Raw genomic sequence first — 16,745 nt, 5'->3', positions numbered from 1 at the left:
GAGGGCCATCACTATAATGCGCGGTCCACTCGCCACCGACTCCCTGCCGCGCATGTCCAAGAAGCTCTATATCGAAACCCATGGCTGCCAGATGAACGAATACGATTCGTCGCGCATGGTCGACCTGCTCGGCGAACGGGAGCCGCTGGAAGTCACCCAGAATCCGGCCGAGGCCGATGTCATCCTGCTCAACACCTGCTCGATCCGCGAGAAGGCGCAGGAAAAGGTGTTTTCCCAGCTCGGTCGCTGGCGCGAACTCAAGCTGGCGAATCCCGACCTGGTGATCGGCGTCGGCGGCTGCGTGGCCAGCCAGGAAGGCGCTGCCATCCGTGACCGCGCGCCCTATGTCGACGTGGTCTTCGGGCCCCAGACCCTGCATCGCCTGCCGGAGATGATCGACACCGCGCGCACCACCCGGGCACCCCAGGTGGACATCTCCTTCCCCGAGATCGAGAAGTTCGACCGCCTGCCCGAGCCGCGCATCGACGGCCCCAGCGCCTTCGTCTCCATCATGGAAGGCTGCAGCAAGTACTGCACCTTCTGCGTGGTGCCCTATACCCGCGGCGAAGAGGTCAGCCGGCCGCTGGACGACGTCCTCGCCGAGATCATCCACCTCGCCGAACACGGCGTGCGCGAGGTGACCCTGCTGGGTCAGAACGTCAACGGCTATCGCGGCGCCACCGGCGACGGCCGCATCGCCGACTTCGCCGAGCTGCTCTATGTGGTGGCGGCGGTGGACGGCATCGACCGCATCCGCTACACCACCTCGCACCCGCTGGAATTCTCCGACGCCCTGATCCAGGCCCACGCCGAGATCCCGGAACTGGTGAAATTCGTCCACCTGCCGGTGCAGGCCGGCTCGGATCGCATCCTGGCGGCCATGAAGCGCAACCACACGGCGCTGGAATACAAGTCGCGCATCCGCAGGCTCAAGGCGGCGGTGCCCGACATCTGCATCAGCTCGGACTTCATCGTCGGCTTCCCCGGCGAGACCGAGAAGGACTTCGAACAGACCATGAAGCTGATCGAGGACGTCGGTTTCGACTTCTCCTTCTCCTTCATCTACAGCGCCCGTCCCGGCACCCCGGCGGCGGACCTGGTCGACGACACCCCCGACGAACTCAAGAAGCAGCGCCTGCAGATCCTGCAGACACGCATCCACCAGCAGGGCTTCGAGATCAGCCGGCGCATGGCCGGCAGCGTCCAGACCATTCTGGTGAGCGACTTCTCCAAGCGCGATCCCGGCATGCTGCAGGGCCGCACCGAGAACAACCGCATCGTCAACTTCCGTTGCAGCGACGCCAGCCTGATCGGCCAGTTCGTCCAGGTGCACATCGACGAGGCCCTGCCGCACTCCCTGCGCGGTACCCTGCTGGCCCCCGTCGCCAGCGGTGCGCGCCCGCCCGTCGCCGTCGCGCTGGCCTGATGGATGGTCGCACGCGCCCTTTGCCAAGGGCGCGACGCAGGTTACTCTCAAGCTACGTCAAGTTTTCGTAAAGCCAATCCAAAGGGTTTCCCAGCACACCTTGAATACCCCCCAGACGCTCCAGCATTTCACCCTCGAACCCTTCGATGCCGACCGTTTCGCCAACCTGTGCGGCCAGCTCGATGAAAATCTGCGCCAGATCGAACGCCGTCTCGGCATCGAGATCCGCAATCGCGGCAACCAGTTCGAACTGGTCGGCGATCCCGAGCGCACCCGCGCGGCCCAGAACCTCCTGCAGCGCCTCTATCGCGAGACCGCCAGCGGCACCGCGGTGGCCCCGGAACTGGTCCACCTCTACCTGCAGGAATCCGGTCTGGAAGCCCTGCAGGAAGAGCGCCGCGGCGGCGGCGACACCAGCGTGGCCCTGCGCACCAAGAAGGGCATGATCCGCCCGCGTGGCGCCAACCAGCAGCGCTACGTCAAGTCGATCCTCGATCACGACATCAATTTCGGCATAGGCCCGGCCGGTACCGGCAAGACCTACCTGGCCGTGGCCTGCGCCGTGGACGCCCTGGAGCGCGAGCAGATCCGCCGCATCCTGCTGGTGCGCCCGGCGGTGGAAGCCGGCGAGAAGCTCGGCTTCCTGCCCGGCGACCTGGCGCAGAAGATCGATCCCTACCTGCGCCCGCTGTACGACGCCCTCTACGAGATGCTCGGCTTCGAGCAGGTGGCCAAGCTCATCGAGCGCCAGGTCATCGAGGTCGCGCCGCTGGCCTACATGCGCGGCCGCACCCTCAACAATAGCTTCATCATTCTCGACGAAAGTCAGAACACCACCCTCGAGCAGATGAAGATGTTCCTGACCCGGATCGGTTTCGGCTCCACCGCGGTGATCACCGGCGACGTCACCCAGGTCGACCTGCCGCGCGGCACCAAGTCGGGTCTCAAGCACGTCATCGAGGTCCTGCGCGACGTGCCGGGCATTGGCTTCACCCACTTCGAGTCCAAGGACGTGGTGCGCCACCCGCTGGTGCAGCGCATCGTCGAGGCCTACGACCGCTTCGAGGCGCTGCAGGACAAGCCGCGCGCTCAGGGAGAGGATCGCCATGGCGATTGAACTGGACGTCCAGGTCGCCAGCGAGGCGGCCGACCTCCCCGAGGAGCCGGACTTACGCCGCTGGTGTGAACGCGCCCTGCGCGCCCGCCAGGGCGACTCGGAACTCACCATCCGCCTGGTGGACGAAGACGAAGGCCGGGAGCTCAACCGCACCTGGCGGCACAAGGACTACGCCACCAACGTGCTGTCCTTTCCGGCCGACGTGCCGGACGAATTCCTCGATATCCCCCTGCTCGGCGATCTGGTGATCTGCGCCCCCGTGGTGACCCGCGAGGCCGCCGAGCAAGGCAAGCCCGCCGCAGCGCACTGGGCGCACCTGGTCATCCACGGCTGCCTGCACCTGCTCGGCTACGATCATCTGGAAGATGACGAAGCCGAGGAGATGGAAGACCTGGAACGCCAATTGCTCGCTGAACTGGGCTACCCCGATCCCTACGGTGAATGACAGACACATGAACGAAGATCGATCAGGCACTGGGCATCGTTCCTGGCTGGAACGCATCGTCCAGGCCTTTGCCCATGAACCCAAGAGTCGCCAGGAACTGCTGGAACTGCTGCGCGAGGCGCACGAGAACAAGGTGCTCGACAGCGAGGTACTGTCCATCGTCGAGGGCGCCATCTCGGTGGCCGACTTGCAGGTGCGCGACATCATGGTGCCGCGCTCGCAGATCATCAGCATCCGCGCCCACCAGACCCCGGCGGAATTCCTGCCGGCGGTGATCGAGGCGGCGCACTCCCGCTATCCAGTGATCGGCGACGGCCCCGACGACGTGCTCGGCCTGCTGCTGGCCAAGGACCTGCTGCCGCTGCTGCTGGACCCTGCGCGGGTCTTCGACTTCAAGACGGCCTTGCGCCCGGCCACCTTCGTGCCCGAGTCCAAGCGCCTCAACGTACTGCTGCGTGAATTTCGCTCGACCCATAGCCACATGGCCATCGTGGTGGACGAATACGGCGGCGTCGCCGGCCTGGTGACCATCGAGGACGTGCTGGAACAGATCGTCGGCGAGATCGAGGACGAGCACGACGTGGAGGAAGAGAGCTTCATCAAGTCGTTGCCCAACGGCGATTTCGTGGTCAAGGCGCTCACCCCCATCGAGACGCTCAACGAGACCCTGGAGACCCGTTTCGCCGATGCCGAGGCCGACACGGCCGGTGGCCTGGTGATGAATCGCCTGGGCCACCTGCCCAAGCGCAACGAGGAAACGGTGATCGACGACTTCCGCTTCCGCGTGCTCAACGCCGACGGCCGGCGCATCCACCTGCTGCGCGTGACCCCGATCAACCGCTAGCACGGCCCAGGCCATACCCATCGCGCGCCCTCCTACGGATCGCCGTAGGTTGGGTTGAGCGCAGCGAAGCCCAACAGGCCTTGCCTCGACTTCACGACTGTTGGACTTCGACGATAGAGCCGTCTCAGCCCAACCTACGGATCGCCATGGCCGCCATGGCTTCTCTCTCCCGTCTGCGACTTGGCTCGCTCTCCCTCAAGCGCCTTTGGCACTGAATCGCGCTGACGAGTAAGCTTGCGCAGCCTCGATCGGACCAAGGATTTTCGATGCGCTGGATCTCTCAACCTGGCTGGAAGGGCAACCTTCTGGCGCTCTTCGCCGGTGCCCTCACCCCCCTGGCGCTGGCCCCCTTCAACATCTGGCCGCTGGCAGTGCTGTCCGCCGGCCTCTTCTACCTGGGCCTCAAGGGTCTCGGTGCCTGGCGCGCCCTGCTGCGCGGCTGGTGCTACGGCTTCGGCGCCTTTCTCGCCGGCACCAGCTGGATCTACGTCAGCATCCACACCTACGGCGCCGCGCCGGTACCCCTGGCGCTCTTTCTCACCGTGGGCTTCTGCGCCGGCATCGCCCTGTTCTTCGCCCTGCCCGCCGGACTCTGGGCGCTGTGCCTCAGACGCAACCAGGCGCCCCTGGGCGACGCCCTGACCTTTGCCGGCCTCTGGTTCGCCCTGGAGCTGTTCCGCAGCTGGGCACTGACCGGCTTTCCCTGGCTGCTGCTCGGCTACAGCCAGCTCAGCGCCCCCCTGCAGGGCCTGGCTCCGCTGGGCGGCGTCTGGCTGATCTCCGCCGTGCTGGCCTTTACCGCGGCCCTGCTGGTCAACGCCCCGCGCCTGATCGTGCGGCCCCTCGCCCTGGTCGCGGGCCTGGTGCTGGTGACCCTGCCCTGGGTGGCCGGCGACGTCTTCAAGGGCCAGGTCTGGACGCAGCCGGCCGGCGCGCCGCTCAAGGTCGCCGGGGTCCAGGGCAACATCGCCCAGGAACTCAAGTGGAATCCCGACCACGCCCGCGCCACCCTGGCGCTCTATCGCGACCGCACCGCCGAGCAGACCGATGCCGATCTGGTGGTCTGGCCGGAAAACGCCATTCCCGTGCTGCGCGAATACGTCAGTGACTTCCTCGCCGCCGAAGGCGCCCAGGTGGCGGCCCATGGCGGCGCCCTGGTGACCGGCCTGCCCGCGCGGGAACGCGACGCCGAGGGCGAGTCGCGATACTTCAACAGCATCACCGCGGTCGGCAACGGCTCGGGCACCTACTACAAACAGAAGCTGGTGCCCTTCGGCGAATACGTACCGCTGCAGGAATACCTGCGCGGGCTGATTGGCTTCTTCGACCTGCCCATGTCCGACTTCGTCCGCGGTCCCGAGCAGCAGGAGCCGCTGCAGGTGAAGGGCTATCGCGTGGCGCCTTACATCTGCTACGAGGTGGTCTATCCGGAGTTCGTCGCCAGCATGGCGGCCCAGAGTCAGCTGCTGCTCACCATCAGCAACGACACCTGGTTCGGCAAGTCCATCGGTCCGCAACAGCACCTGCAGATGGCGCAGATGCGCGCCCTGGAAAGCGGACGCTGGCTGGTGCGGGTCACCAACGACGGCATCACGGCCCTGGTCGACCCCTTCGGTCGCATCAGCCGGCAGATCCCGGCCTTCGAGGTCGGCGTGCTGCAGGGCAGCGTGGTACCCATGGATGGCCTGACGCCCTATCTGCACTACCGCCTCTGGCCGCTGGCGATCTTTTCCGCCCTGGTGCTGCTGTGGGGCCTGCTGCTGCGTCGGCAGGATCGTCCGGAAGAGGCGCCGCTGGTGGTCACCCAGAGCTAGGCGAGCACTAGCGATAGGCGAGCGGATAGAGCAGCAGCCCGGCGGCCTCGTTGAGCAACTGGGCGGTCTGCTCGACCGCCTTGGCTTCCGGCAGCCAGCCACCGAAGGGCCGGGCATTGGGAATACCGATGAAGCCCATGGGGGCGGCCACCACCTGCAAGCCCTGCCGTTCGAAACACCAGCGCGAACGGGCCATGTGATAGGCCTGGGTCACCAGCACTACCCGCGTCACCCCGGCCTCGCGCAGCAGCGGCGCACTCAGGGTGGCATTCTCCCAGGTGGTGCGACTGGCACCTTCCTGCCAACGCACCGGCACCCCCAGGTCGCGTTCCATCACCTCGGTCATCAGCGCCGCCTCGCTCAGCGGGCGGTCATGGGGCGAGCCGCCGGTGATCAGCACCGGCAGTCCACTGGCCTTGGCCAGCCGCGCCGCATAGCGCAGCCGTTCCACCGCCAGGTGACTGGCGGCATCGCCCGCCCAGCCCGGATCGTCCACCTCACGACCGGCGCCCAGCACCACGATGGCATCGGCCTGCCGGGCAAGGGTCGTCCAGCGCGCCTCGGGCAGGGCGGCATCATGTTCCAGCAGCCGACCGCCGGTCTCCACCACGACCGGCAAGGTACTGGCCCAGAGACCCAGCAGACCGCCCACGAAGCAGACCAGCCCCAGGCGCGGATAGCGCCGGCGCAACCACCAGCCCAGCAGCAGGAGCAGCAGCAGGCCGCCCGGTGGCAGCAGCAGTTGCTTGAAGAAATAGCGCAGACCCATGGTCCCTCCGGTCGGGGGCGACCTCCGGGTCGCGGCGGCACCTAGTGTAGGGGAGCGCCGACCGGGGCAGAAGGACTCTCGGCCAACAGTTGCCGACCCTGGCACTGTGCGCAGAAGGACCCCGCCGCCTGGACCCGGCCGCAGCCCAGGCAACAGGCCAGGGCGGCGTCGGTCGCCCGATGGCGCTCCAGCCAGCGTTTGACCAGGGCGTATTCGGCCGGGCTCAGGCCCTGCACCTCGACCTCCCCGTTGGCCCTGTCATAGAGGCGCTCCTGGGTAGCCGCCTCATCCAGCGCCAGCGCCAGGCGCCGTTGCAGGCGCACGTCGACGGGCAGCTTTTCGGACTCGCGTCGAAACTTTCCCATGATGGCGATCATCCTCCCGGATAAGTGAACGGACGTTTGATCAGCCTAGTACGGCCCTTCCAACCCTGCCTCCCGTGGAGTGCGAAACAAGCGACAGCCCGGGACATTTCCCCGCGCTCGGGGGGTCATGTATGCTTGGCGGCTCGATCAAACGCCTCTGCAGCCCTCGACACGCCCATGCACGAACACTATCAGCCCCGCGAAATAGAAGCCGCCGCCCAGTCCTTCTGGGACCAGAATCTGTCCTTCAAGGCCACCATGCGCCCGGGCCAGGAGAAGTTCTACTGCCTGTCGATGTTCCCCTACCCCAGCGGCAAGCTGCACATGGGGCACGTGCGCAACTACACCATCGGCGACGTCATCGCCCGCTACCAGCGGATGCTGGGCAAGAACGTCCTGCAGCCCATGGGCTGGGACGCCTTCGGCATGCCCGCCGAAAACGCCGCCATGAAGAACGGCGTGGCCCCGGCCAAGTGGACCTACGAGAACATCGCCTACATGAAGTCCCAGCTGCAGAGCCTGGGCCTGGCGATCGACTGGTCCCGCGAGGTCACCACCTGCAAGCCCGACTACTATCGCTGGGAGCAGTGGCTGTTCACCCAGCTGTTCGAGAAGGGCATCATCTACCGCAAGAACGGCACGGTGAACTGGGACCCGGTGGACCAGACCGTACTGGCCAACGAGCAGGTCATCGACGGCCGCGGCTGGCGCAGCGGTGCGCTGATCGAGAAGCGCGAGATCCCCATGTACTACTTCCGCATCACCGACTATGCGGAAGAGTTGCTGACCTCCCTCGACGGCCTGCCCGGCTGGCCCGAGCAGGTCAAGACCATGCAGCGCAACTGGATCGGCAAGTCCCGCGGCATGGAGGTGCAATTCCCCTATGACCAGGAGAGCATCGGCGCCGAAGGCACCCTGAAGGTCTTCACCACCCGCCCCGACACCCTGCTCGGCGCCACCTATGTCGCCGTGGCCGCCGAACACCCGCTGGCCACCCAGGCCGCCCAGGGCAACGCCGAGCTGCAGGCCTTCATCGACGAGTGCAAGCGCGGCGGCGTCGCCGAAGCCGACATCGCCACCCAGGAGAAGAAGGGCCTTGACACCGGGCTGTTCGTCCGCCATCCGCTGACCGACGCCCGCCTGCCGGTATGGGTCGCCAACTATGTGCTGATGCACTACGGCGACGGCGCGGTCATGGCCGTGCCCGGTCACGACGAGCGTGACTTCGAATTCGCCAACAAGTACCAGTTGCCCATCGTCCAGGTGGTGGATACCGCGGACGCCACCCGCGTGCTGGCCAATCCGGACGACTACAGCCCCGCGGAATACGAGCGCTACCAGTTCGACCCGGTGCAGTGGAAGGACTGGTACGGCAGCAAGGAAGGCTTCCTGATCAATTCCGGTGCCTACGACAACCTCGCCTACGACGCCGCCTTCGACGCCATCGGCGCCGATCTGCAGGCCAAGGGCCTGGGCCAGCCGCGCACCCAGTTCCGCCTGCGCGACTGGGGCATCAGCCGCCAGCGCTACTGGGGCTGCCCGATCCCCATCATCCATGGCGACGACGGCGTCGACATCCCGGTGCCGGCCGACCTGCTGCCGGTGGTGCTGCCCGAGGACGTGGTGCCGGACGGCGCCGGCTCACCCCTGGCGCGCATGCCGGAATTCTACGAGACCGTCGATCCGCGCAACGGCCAGCCGGCCCGCCGCGAAACCGACACCATGGACACCTTCGTCGAAAGCTCCTGGTACTTCGCCCGCTATGCCTCGCCGAATTTCACCGGCGGCATGCTGGACAAGGAAGAAGCCAACTACTGGCTGCCCGTCGACCAGTACATCGGCGGCATCGAGCACGCCATCCTGCACCTGCTCTACTCGCGCTTCTTCCACAAGCTGATGCGCGACCAGGGCCTGATCGATTCCGACGAGCCCTTCGAGAACCTGCTGACCCAGGGCATGGTGGTGGCCGAGACCTACTACCGCACGAATCCCAACGGCAGCAAGGACTGGTTCAATCCGGCCGATGTCGAGGTGGAACGCGATGCCAAGGCCAAGGTGATCGGGGCGCGCCTGAAGAGCGATGGCCAGCCGGTGGAAATCGGTGGCGTCGAGAAGATGTCCAAGTCGAAGAACAACGGCGTCGATCCCCAGGCGATGATCGACCAGTACGGCGCCGACACCTGCCGACTGTTCATGATGTTCGCCTCGCCGCCGGACATGAGCCTGGAATGGTCCGATTCCGGCGTCGAGGGTGCCAGCCGCTTCCTGCGTCGCGTCTGGCGTCTGGCCCAGGCCCACGTCACCCAGGGCCTGCCGAGCGCCGGTGCCCTCGGCGAGCTGTCGCCGGCCCAGAAGGAGGTGCGTCGCGCCATCCACCTGGCCATCCGCCAGGCCAGCCAGGATATCGGTCAGCATCACAAGTTCAACACCGCCATCGCCGCGGTCATGACCCTGATGAACGTGCTGGAAAAGGCCGCCCAGGACAGCGACGCTGATCGCCGTCTGCTGCAGGAGGGCCTGGAGGCCGTCACCCTGCTGCTGGCGCCCATCACCCCGCACATCGCCCACGGTCTCTGGCAGCAACTGGGCCACCGCGATGCGGTCATCGATGCCCGCTGGCCACAGGTGGACGAAAGCGCCCTGGTGCAGGACAGCCTGCAGATCGTCATCCAGGTGAACGGCAAGCTGCGCGGCCAGATCGAAGTACCGGCCGACGCCAGCCGCGAGGCCATCGAGGCCGCCGCCCGCGCCAACGAGAACGTGGCACGCTTCACCGAGGGCCTGACCATCCGCAAGGTCGTCGTGGTCCCGGGTAAACTGGTCAACATCGTCGCCAACTAAGACACGCGAACGGAGCAGACAACAGATGAAGAAACGGATTCTCCCCGGCCTTGCGGTAGTCGGCCTGGCGACCCTGCTGACCGCCTGTGGCTTCCAGCTGCGCGGCACCGGCGAAACCCGCCTGAGCCTAAACGAGCTGAACCTGACGGCGCGCGACGCCTACGGCCAGACCGTCAAGGACGTGCGCGACATGCTCGAGGACGCCCATGTGCGGGTCAGCTCGGGCGCGCCCTACACCCTGGATCTGGGCGGCGAAGCCCAGAGCGAGCGCACCGCCAGCTACACCAGCGGCGCCCGCAGTGCCGAGGTCGAGCTGACCACCCGTCAGCCCTACACCATCGTCGGCAAGAACCAGGCGGTACTGGTCAGCGACTACCTGGAAACCCAGCGCTACTACGTGACCGACCAGAACAACATCGTCGGTTCCGAACAGCAGAGGGACCAGCTGCGCCGCGAGATGCGCCGCGAACTGGTACAGCAGCTGGCAGCCCGCCTGCAGGCCCTGACACCGGAGCGCCTGGAGAAGCTGCAGCGCGACGCCGATGCTCGCGCCGCCGCCAAGGCCGACGCCGACCGCCGCGCCCGCGAGTCCGTCCCGCCGCAGCAGTCGCCGATCGACATCCCCACCCCCGCGCGCTAAGCGCCGCATCCGGAGCCGCAAGGCTCCGGTTTGCCATTCCGGTTCAGCATGAAACTCAACGCCAACCAGCTCGGTAAGCAGCTCCAGGGCTCGCTGGCCGCCGTCTATGCGGTCAGTGGCGATGAGCCGCTGCTCTGCCAGGAAGCCAGCGATGCCATTCGCGGCACGGCCCGCGCCCAGGGCTTCGACGAGCGTGAGGTCTTCGACGTCGATGCCGGTTTCGACTGGGGTCGTCTCTACGAGGCCGGTGCCAGCCTCTCACTGTTCGCCCAGAAACGCATCCTCGAATTGCGCCTGCCCACCGGCAAGCCGGGCGACAAGGGCTCCGCCGCCCTGCTCGACTACCTGGCCCGCCCCGCCGAAGACACCCTGCTGCTGATCAGCCTGCCGCGCCTGGATGCCGCCGCCCAGAAGACCAAATGGGCCAAGGCCCTGCTGGAGCACCCGCAGGCGCAATTCGTGCAGATCTGGCCGGTGGAACTGGCGCAGCTGCCGCAGTGGATCAGCCAGCGTCTGTCGCGCCTGGGGCTGGCCGCTACCCCCGAAGCGGTCGAACTGATCGCCGAGCGGGTGGAAGGCAACCTGCTGGCCGCGGCCCAGGAAATCGAAAAGCTCCGCCTGCTCATCGAAGGCTCCCAGGTGGATGCCGAGACCGTACGCGCCTCGGTGGCCGACAGCGCCCGCTACGACGTCTTCGGCCTGCTGGATGCCGCCCTGGCCGGCGATGCGGAACATGCCCTGCGCATCCTCGAAGGCCTGCGCGGCGAAGGCGTGGAAGCCGCCGTGGTGCTCTGGGCCCTGGCCCGGGAACTTCGCCTGCTCGCCAACCTGGCCCATCTGCAGGAAAGCGGCACGTCGCTGGAACGCGCCTTCACCCAGGTCAAGCCGCCGGTGTGGGACAAGCGGCGCCCGCTGGTCAGCCGCGCCCTGCAGCGCCAGGATGCACGCCGGCTGGAAGCCCTGCTGCGCGAGGCCCAGGTCGCCGACGAACAGATCAAGGGCCAGGCGCCCGGCGAAGTCTGGCTGACCCTGGCCAGCCTAGCGCTGACGCTCGCCGGCAAGCGGCTGGCCCTGCCCAGGTCCTAGCGCTGGCCGGCGCTTGTAATGCCCAGCCCTTGCAATAGACTGGCGTGCCCCCATCAAGGGGGAATCCCCAACCCCCGGAGCACGCACGCATGGCCAAGAAGTACAGCCGCGGCCCCAACAAGGCCAAGGTCCTCGTCAGCGATCCCCGTTATCGCCCGCGCCAGGAAAAACCCGCCAAGGGCAAAGGCAGCTACCGCCGCGAAGCCTTCTCGTTGCAAGACGAGAAGGCTTCGGTCTTTCTGGCTGCCTGAAAGCCGCGTGCAGACGCCTGACAGACGTCGGGACCCGGGCCGTGCTAAGGTGAGCCTTCCTGCCTAGACGTCCGGTGGAGACAGATGCAATTCGGGAAAACCTGCGGATTCAAGACCGGCGGCCTCCTCGCCGGAACCCTGGTCACCCTGCTGACCGCCGCCCTGGCCGCCTGCGCCCAGACTCCGACGACGCCCGCCGCGGCGCCCTCTTCGCCCTCCTCGTCCAAACCCGCACCCGCGGCGAACGCCCCCTCCTCGGCGGCCGAGGCCATGCCGCAGCCGGACGAAAGCTTCGAGCAATGGCGCAGCCGTTTCCGCGCACTGGCCCTGGGCCGGGGCATCTCCGCCGCCACCTTCGACCAGGCCTTCGCTGACGTGCAACCCGATCCGGCGGTGATCGCCGCCGATCGCAGCCAGCCGGAATTCACCAAGCCGGTCTGGGAATACCTGGAATCCGCCGTCTCGCCCCTGCGGGTGCGCAATGGCAAGAGTCTGCTGATCCAGCAGGCCGGGCTACTGGCGTCCCTGGAAGCCCGCTATGGCATCGAGCCCGCGCGCTTGGTGGCCTTCTGGGGCATGGAGAGCAACTACGGCAACAACATGGGTAACAAGGGCGTCATCCGCTCCCTGGCCACCCTCGCCTACGAAGGTCGCCGCCCGGACTTCGCCCAGGACCAGCTCATCGCCGCCCTTGGCATCCTGCAGCACGGTGACGTCACCGCCGACCGCATGATCGGCTCCTGGGCCGGCGCCATGGGCCAGACCCAGTTCATCCCCACCACCTACGACCAGTACGCGGTGGACTTCGACGGCGACGGTCGCCGCGACATCTGGGGCTCCACCGCCGATGCCCTGGCCTCCACCGCCAACTACCTCAAGGCCTCCGGCTGGCAGGACGGCAAGCCCTGGGGCTACGAGGTCCGGGTACCGGCCAACTTCGACTACAGCCTGGCCGACATGGGCGTGCGCAAGAGCCTGGCCGAGTGGAACGCCCTGGGCATCCAGGGCCTCGGCCTGCCGCGACCGGCCGCCCAGCCGAGCGACAGCGCTTCGCTGCTGCTGCCCGCCGGCCATCGCGGCCCGGCCTTCCTGGTGTTCAACAATTTCCGCACCATCCTCAAGTACAACAACTCCAGCTCCTATGCCCTGGGCGTGGCGCTGCTCTCGGAGCGCTATCGCGACGCCGGCCAGATCGCCGGCAGCTGGCCCACCGACGATCTGCCGCTGAGCCGCAGCGAGCGCGTGGAACTGCAGCAGCGCCTGGCCGCCCTGGGGCTCGACCCGGGCAGTGCCGATGGCATCATCGGCGCCAACACCCGCAAGGCCATCCGCGCCTACCAGCAGTCCCAGGGCTGGCCCGCCGACGGCTATCCCAACCATCAGTTGCTGGACAAACTGCGCAGCTGACGCCTGATCGCGACCCATCTCTCAACCGAGATCGGGTCGCGATCAGCCTGCTTCGACACCCTCCCTTCCGGCCCTTACCAGCACCTCCAGCAAGGCTACCGCCGCTGGCGACAGCGCGTTGAAGTCCCGGCAGACCAGTTCGCGACGCGCCCAGGCATCGCGCAGCGGGTGGCTGGCCAGCGCCAAGCCCTGTCCCGCACGGACCAAGCTCGCGACTGGCAGGATGGCCACACCCAGGCCACGGGCGACCAGGGCACAGGCCTGGATCGGACTCGGTACCCGAATACGGATTGCCAGCTCCCGGCCCCACTGCGCCGCCTGGGCTTCCACATGCAGCTGCAAGGCATTGCCACGGGACAGCCCGACGAAGGGCTGCTCGAGCAGTCCGGCGAAGTCGACCGCCTCGCCGTCCCTGCACGTCAGGCGACCCGGCGCAGCGACCAGCACCAGAGGATCATCGCGGAAGGGCCGGACCTGCAGATCCTCCAAACCCGGCGCCGCCACGAAAATTCCCAGGTCGGCACGCCCCTCACGCAGCGCCAGCACGATACGCGGGCTGGGCGATTCCTCGACGTCCACGTCCACCCTAGGCTGCGCCTGGAGGAAATCGGCCAGGGGTTCATCCAGATGCTCCATCACCGCGGCACCGTTGCCCAACAGCCGCACCCGTGTACGGCTGTCCGCCACCGCGCCAGCGAGGTCCTGGTCCATTTCCTCCAGCCGCGACAGGATCGCCCGGGCATGGCGCTCCAGGGTCAGGCCAGCCGGCGTGGGGCGTACGCCACGCGCGTGGCGGATCAGCAGCGGCGTTCCTAGGCTGTCTTCCAGGGCCTTGATGCGGGCACTGGCGGAAGGCAGTGCCAGGTGGACCCGTTCGGCGCCCAGGGTGATGCTGCGCGCCGCCACGACGTGGCGGAACAGACGCAGGTCGAGCAGGTCGTAGCGCATCGGCGGCGAGCCTCTGTGTTGACCGTAGGCAGCCTTCGCCAATCCCGGCTTCTCACCTGCGGTCCTGGAATCCATGGTAACGCCTCCACCCGAGGAGGCGACCATGACCTTGCTGCTCTGTATCCTGATCTTCGTGCTCGCGGGGCTGACCAAGGGCGTGCTCGGCCTGGGCCTGCCCACCGTCGCCATGAGTCTGCTGGCGCTGCTGATGACGCCGGCCGAAGCCGCCGCCCTGCTGCTGATTCCCTCGCTGCTCACCAACGTCTGGCAATTCTGCGCCGGTCCCTCGCCCTGGCAAACGCTCAAACGCCTGTTGCCGCTGCAACTGGCACTGGTGCCGGGCACCCTGCTCAGCATCCCGCTGCTGACCGGGGGCGATGGCGCCGGACTCGCTGCCGCGCTGGGCGCGGTGCTGGTCGCCTACGGCCTGGTCGGCTGGACGGGCTGGCGCCTGCCCGCGCCAGGTCGTCATGCAGCCAAGGCCGCTCCGCTGGTGGGTTTCGTCACGGGTCTGATCACCGGCATGACCGGCGTCTTCGTACTGCCGGCGGTGCCCTATCTGCAGAGTCTGGCGCTGGACAAGGAACAGCTGATCGAGGCCCTGGGGCTGACCTTCACCGTCGCCACCCTGGCCCTGCTGGTGGGCCTCTGGCGGCAGGAAGCGCTGGCGGTCGAGCACCTGGGTGCTTCCAGTCTGCTGCTGCTACCCGCCCTCCTGGGCATGGGGCTGGGCCAGCGCCTGCGCCAGCGTCTCGATGAGCGCCTGTTCCGCCGCCTGTTCTTTGGTGGATTGCTGCTGTTGGGGGCCTACGCCGTCCTGCATTATCTGCTGCGCTTGGGCTATCTTGGCTGAGCCCGTCACAGCGTTCTCAGGTCCAGCCGGTGTAGGCTGCACCTTCGACGGGCAGCACGGTCTATGGGCGTAACTGAACGGTCGCCGTGCCACGGTGATCCTTCAGACCCGGCCTTGTGCCTGACCGCTGCCTCTTTCCGACGTATACAGGACGCTTTCATGACGCTCGCTCCCAATGCAGGACGCCTTCCCGACGAGAACACCCTGACCCACCTGCCGCGCCTGGTGGCGCGCTACTACAGCGATCGCCCCGACCCCAGCGATCCGGGTCAGCAAGTAGCCTTTGGCACCTCCGGGCACCGCGGTTCCTCGCTCAAGGGCAGCTTCAACGAGTGGCACATCCTCGCCATCACCCAGGCCATCTGCGAATACCGCCAGGCCCAGGGCGTCGACGGCCCGCTGTTCATGGGCATGGACACCCATGCGCTGTCCGAACCGGCCTTCATCTCCGCCCTGGAAGTGCTCGCCGCCAACGGCGTGGAAGTCCGTATCGACGCCGGCTGCGCCGAGACCCATGGCGAGCCGGGCTATACCCCCACCCCGGCGCTGTCCAACGCCATCCTCGAATACAACGCCGGCCGCAGCTCGGGTCTGGCCGACGGCATCGTCATTACCCCGTCGCACAATCCGCCCGCCGATGGTGGCTTCAAGTACAACCCCACCAATGGCGGCCCGGCCGATACCAACGTCACCAAAAGTATTCAGGACCGCGCCAATGCCCTGCTGGTGGCCGGTCTCGACGGCGTCAAGCGGATGGATTACCGCCAGGCGCTCAAGGCCGCCACCACCCATAAATTCGATTTCCTCGACAGCTATGTCGGCGGCCTGGGCCAGGTCATCGACCTGGACGCCATCCGCGGCTCCGGCCTGACCTTTGGCGTCGATCCCCTGGGCGGTGCCGGGGTGCACTACTGGCCGCGCATCGCCGAGCGCTATGGCCTGCCGCTGGAAGTGCTGTCGACCCGCGTCGACCCCACCTTCCGCTTCATGCGCCTGGACTGGGACGGCAAGATCCGCATGGACTGCAGCTCGCCCCACGCCATGGCCGGCCTGATCGAGAACAAGGACAGATTCGACGTCTCCTTCGCCTGCGACACCGACCATGACCGCCATGGCATCGTCGCCCGCTCGGTGGGCCTGCTCAATCCCAACCACTACCTGGCGGTGGCCATCGAATACCTCTTCACCCATCGTCCGCAGTGGAGCCCGCAGGCCGGCATCGGCAAGACCCTGGTGTCCTCGTCGATGATCGACCGCGTCGCCCAGGGCATTGGCCGCCCGGTGGTGGAGGTGCCGGTAGGCTTCAAGTGGTTCGTCGACGGCCTGCTGGATGGCAGCCTGGGCTTTGGTGGCGAGGAATCCGCCGGCGCGTCCTTCCTGCGCAAGGCCGGCGGCGCCTGGTCCACCGACAAGGACGGCCTCATCCTCGGCCTGCTGGCCGCGGAAATCACCGCCGTGACCGGCAAGGACCCAGGCGAGCGCTACCAGGGCCTGACCGAACGCTTCGGCGCCCCGGTCTACCAGCGCATCGACGCCGCCGCCGACCGCGAGCAGAAGGCTCGTCTGAGCAAGCTCTCCGCCGCCCAGGTCACCGCCAAGGAGCTGGCCGGCCAGCCGATCACCGCCATCCTCACCGAGGCCCCCGGCAACGGCGCCGCCATCGGTGGCCTCAAGGTGGTCACCGAGAACGGCTGGTTCGCCGCCCGGCCCTCGGGCACCGAGGACGTCTACAAGATCTACGCCGAGAGCTTCGAGGGCGAAGCCCACCTGGGGCGCATCCAGGAGGAAGCGAAGGCACTGGTGGACGGCGTGCTCCGCGGCTAGTAGCGCGCGCCCTCACCCCACCCCTCTCCCGCCCTCGGCGGAGGGGTGGGGTGAGGTGTTCATATCCGCAATAGAAAAGGGCAGCCCCGGGCTGCCCTTTTTCATGACGACGCCA

The 16,745-nt window shown here is 67.3% G+C and carries 15 protein-coding genes; 12 read left to right on the top strand and 3 right to left on the bottom strand.

Going from position 1 to position 16,745, the window contains the following annotated elements; translation table 11 throughout:
* Positions 1–52 precede the first annotated feature (52 nt).
* The 5 genes from miaB to lnt all read left to right on the top strand — a co-directional run bounded on the left by miaB (position 53) and on the right by lnt (position 5,646).
* Positions 53–1,426, top strand: a complete 1,374-nt coding sequence (gene miaB, locus RCF34_RS07430; protein ID WP_308708250.1) for a tRNA (N6-isopentenyl adenosine(37)-C2)-methylthiotransferase MiaB — start codon at positions 53–55, stop codon at positions 1,424–1,426.
* Between the two features lie 100 nt (positions 1,427–1,526).
* Positions 1,527–2,543 carry a PhoH family protein gene (locus RCF34_RS07425; RefSeq protein ID WP_308707606.1) on the top strand — a complete coding sequence of 339 codons (1,017 nt, stop codon included), beginning with the start codon at positions 1,527–1,529 and terminating at the stop codon, positions 2,541–2,543.
* Entirely contained in the window at positions 2,533–2,988 is a 456-nt protein-coding gene (gene ybeY / locus RCF34_RS07420) for an rRNA maturation RNase YbeY (protein WP_308707605.1), read from the top strand. The genes RCF34_RS07425 and ybeY overlap by 11 nt, the downstream gene beginning before the upstream one ends.
* 7 nt (positions 2,989–2,995) lie before the next feature.
* The gene (locus RCF34_RS07415) at positions 2,996–3,832 is read left to right on the top strand and encodes a transporter associated domain-containing protein (protein ID WP_308707604.1); all 837 of its coding nucleotides are present in this window, start codon (positions 2,996–2,998) and stop codon (positions 3,830–3,832) included.
* 266 nt (positions 3,833–4,098) lie between these two features.
* The gene (gene lnt / locus RCF34_RS07410; RefSeq protein WP_308707603.1) at positions 4,099–5,646 is read left to right on the top strand and encodes an apolipoprotein N-acyltransferase; all 1,548 of its coding nucleotides are present in this window, start codon (positions 4,099–4,101) and stop codon (positions 5,644–5,646) included.
* A gap of 7 nt (positions 5,647–5,653) precedes the next feature.
* Here the strand turns inward: lnt and RCF34_RS07405 are convergent, their stop codons facing one another.
* Both RCF34_RS07405 and RCF34_RS07400 read right to left on the bottom strand, forming a co-directional pair.
* Positions 5,654–6,415, bottom strand: coding sequence for a YdcF family protein (locus RCF34_RS07405; protein WP_308707602.1), 762 nt, complete (start codon positions 6,413–6,415; stop codon positions 5,654–5,656).
* A gap of 41 nt (positions 6,416–6,456) precedes the next feature.
* Positions 6,457–6,780, bottom strand: coding sequence for a hypothetical protein (locus tag RCF34_RS07400; protein ID WP_308707601.1), 324 nt, complete (start codon positions 6,778–6,780; stop codon positions 6,457–6,459).
* A gap of 177 nt (positions 6,781–6,957) precedes the next feature.
* Here RCF34_RS07400 and leuS point away from each other — a divergent pair, with 177 nt between their 5' ends.
* From leuS to RCF34_RS07375, 5 genes are all read left to right on the top strand, one after another.
* Positions 6,958–9,621, top strand: a complete 2,664-nt coding sequence (gene leuS, locus RCF34_RS07395) for a leucine--tRNA ligase (protein WP_308707600.1) — start codon at positions 6,958–6,960, stop codon at positions 9,619–9,621.
* A 25-nt stretch (positions 9,622–9,646) separates the two neighbouring features.
* On the top strand, positions 9,647–10,261 hold the full coding sequence (lptE, locus tag RCF34_RS07390) for an LPS assembly lipoprotein LptE (RefSeq protein WP_308707599.1): 615 nt from the start codon (positions 9,647–9,649) through the stop codon (positions 10,259–10,261).
* A gap of 48 nt (positions 10,262–10,309) precedes the next feature.
* Complete coding sequence (holA, locus tag RCF34_RS07385) at positions 10,310–11,347, top strand: DNA polymerase III subunit delta (RefSeq protein WP_308707598.1); 1,038 nt, start codon at positions 10,310–10,312, stop codon at positions 11,345–11,347.
* An 89-nt stretch (positions 11,348–11,436) separates the two neighbouring features.
* The gene (gene arfA, locus RCF34_RS07380; protein WP_158896189.1) at positions 11,437–11,598 is read left to right on the top strand and encodes an alternative ribosome rescue factor ArfA; all 162 of its coding nucleotides are present in this window, start codon (positions 11,437–11,439) and stop codon (positions 11,596–11,598) included.
* A gap of 84 nt (positions 11,599–11,682) precedes the next feature.
* The gene (locus tag RCF34_RS07375; RefSeq protein ID WP_308707597.1) at positions 11,683–13,005 is read left to right on the top strand and encodes a lytic murein transglycosylase; all 1,323 of its coding nucleotides are present in this window, start codon (positions 11,683–11,685) and stop codon (positions 13,003–13,005) included.
* 42 nt (positions 13,006–13,047) lie between these two features.
* Here the strand turns inward: RCF34_RS07375 and RCF34_RS07370 are convergent, their stop codons facing one another.
* The gene (locus RCF34_RS07370) at positions 13,048–14,028 is read right to left on the bottom strand and encodes a LysR family transcriptional regulator (protein ID WP_308707596.1); all 981 of its coding nucleotides are present in this window, start codon (positions 14,026–14,028) and stop codon (positions 13,048–13,050) included.
* A 28-nt stretch (positions 14,029–14,056) separates the two neighbouring features.
* Between RCF34_RS07370 and RCF34_RS07365 the strand changes: the two genes are divergently transcribed.
* Entirely contained in the window at positions 14,057–14,806 is a 750-nt protein-coding gene (locus tag RCF34_RS07365) for a sulfite exporter TauE/SafE family protein (protein WP_308707595.1), read from the top strand.
* A 159-nt stretch (positions 14,807–14,965) separates the two neighbouring features.
* On the top strand, positions 14,966–16,630 hold the full coding sequence (pgm, locus tag RCF34_RS07360; protein ID WP_308707594.1) for a phosphoglucomutase (alpha-D-glucose-1,6-bisphosphate-dependent): 1,665 nt from the start codon (positions 14,966–14,968) through the stop codon (positions 16,628–16,630).
* Positions 16,631–16,745 lie beyond the last annotated feature (115 nt).

The sequence above is a fragment of the Pseudomonas sp. 102515 genome (assembly GCF_031085165.1).
Classification (GTDB): Bacteria; Pseudomonadota; Gammaproteobacteria; order Pseudomonadales; family Pseudomonadaceae; genus Chryseomonas.
This window is presented reverse-complemented; position numbering and strand designations above follow the sequence as displayed.

Excerpts from the sequence above, each read along its gene's own strand:
- arfA (WP_158896189.1), top strand. The coding sequence starts at position 11,437 with ATGGCCAAGAAGTACAGCCGCGGCCCCAACAAGGCCAAGGTCCTCGTC.
- lnt (WP_308707603.1), top strand. The coding sequence starts at position 4,099 with ATGCGCTGGATCTCTCAACCTGGCTGGAAGGGCAACCTTCTGGCGCTC.
- pgm (WP_308707594.1), top strand. The coding sequence starts at position 14,966 with ATGACGCTCGCTCCCAATGCAGGACGCCTTCCCGACGAGAACACCCTG.
- miaB (WP_308708250.1), top strand. The coding sequence starts at position 53 with ATGTCCAAGAAGCTCTATATCGAAACCCATGGCTGCCAGATGAACGAA.
- ybeY (WP_308707605.1), top strand. The coding sequence starts at position 2,533 with ATGGCGATTGAACTGGACGTCCAGGTCGCCAGCGAGGCGGCCGACCTC.
- RCF34_RS07365 (WP_308707595.1), top strand. The coding sequence starts at position 14,057 with ATGACCTTGCTGCTCTGTATCCTGATCTTCGTGCTCGCGGGGCTGACC.
- holA (WP_308707598.1), top strand. The coding sequence starts at position 10,310 with ATGAAACTCAACGCCAACCAGCTCGGTAAGCAGCTCCAGGGCTCGCTG.
- leuS (WP_308707600.1), top strand. The coding sequence starts at position 6,958 with ATGCACGAACACTATCAGCCCCGCGAAATAGAAGCCGCCGCCCAGTCC.
- RCF34_RS07400 (WP_308707601.1), bottom strand. The coding sequence starts at position 6,780 with ATGGGAAAGTTTCGACGCGAGTCCGAAAAGCTGCCCGTCGACGTGCGC.
- lptE (WP_308707599.1), top strand. The coding sequence starts at position 9,647 with ATGAAGAAACGGATTCTCCCCGGCCTTGCGGTAGTCGGCCTGGCGACC.
- RCF34_RS07405 (WP_308707602.1), bottom strand. The coding sequence starts at position 6,415 with ATGGGTCTGCGCTATTTCTTCAAGCAACTGCTGCTGCCACCGGGCGGC.
- RCF34_RS07415 (WP_308707604.1), top strand. The coding sequence starts at position 2,996 with ATGAACGAAGATCGATCAGGCACTGGGCATCGTTCCTGGCTGGAACGC.
- RCF34_RS07370 (WP_308707596.1), bottom strand. The coding sequence starts at position 14,028 with ATGGATTCCAGGACCGCAGGTGAGAAGCCGGGATTGGCGAAGGCTGCC.
- RCF34_RS07375 (WP_308707597.1), top strand. The coding sequence starts at position 11,683 with ATGCAATTCGGGAAAACCTGCGGATTCAAGACCGGCGGCCTCCTCGCC.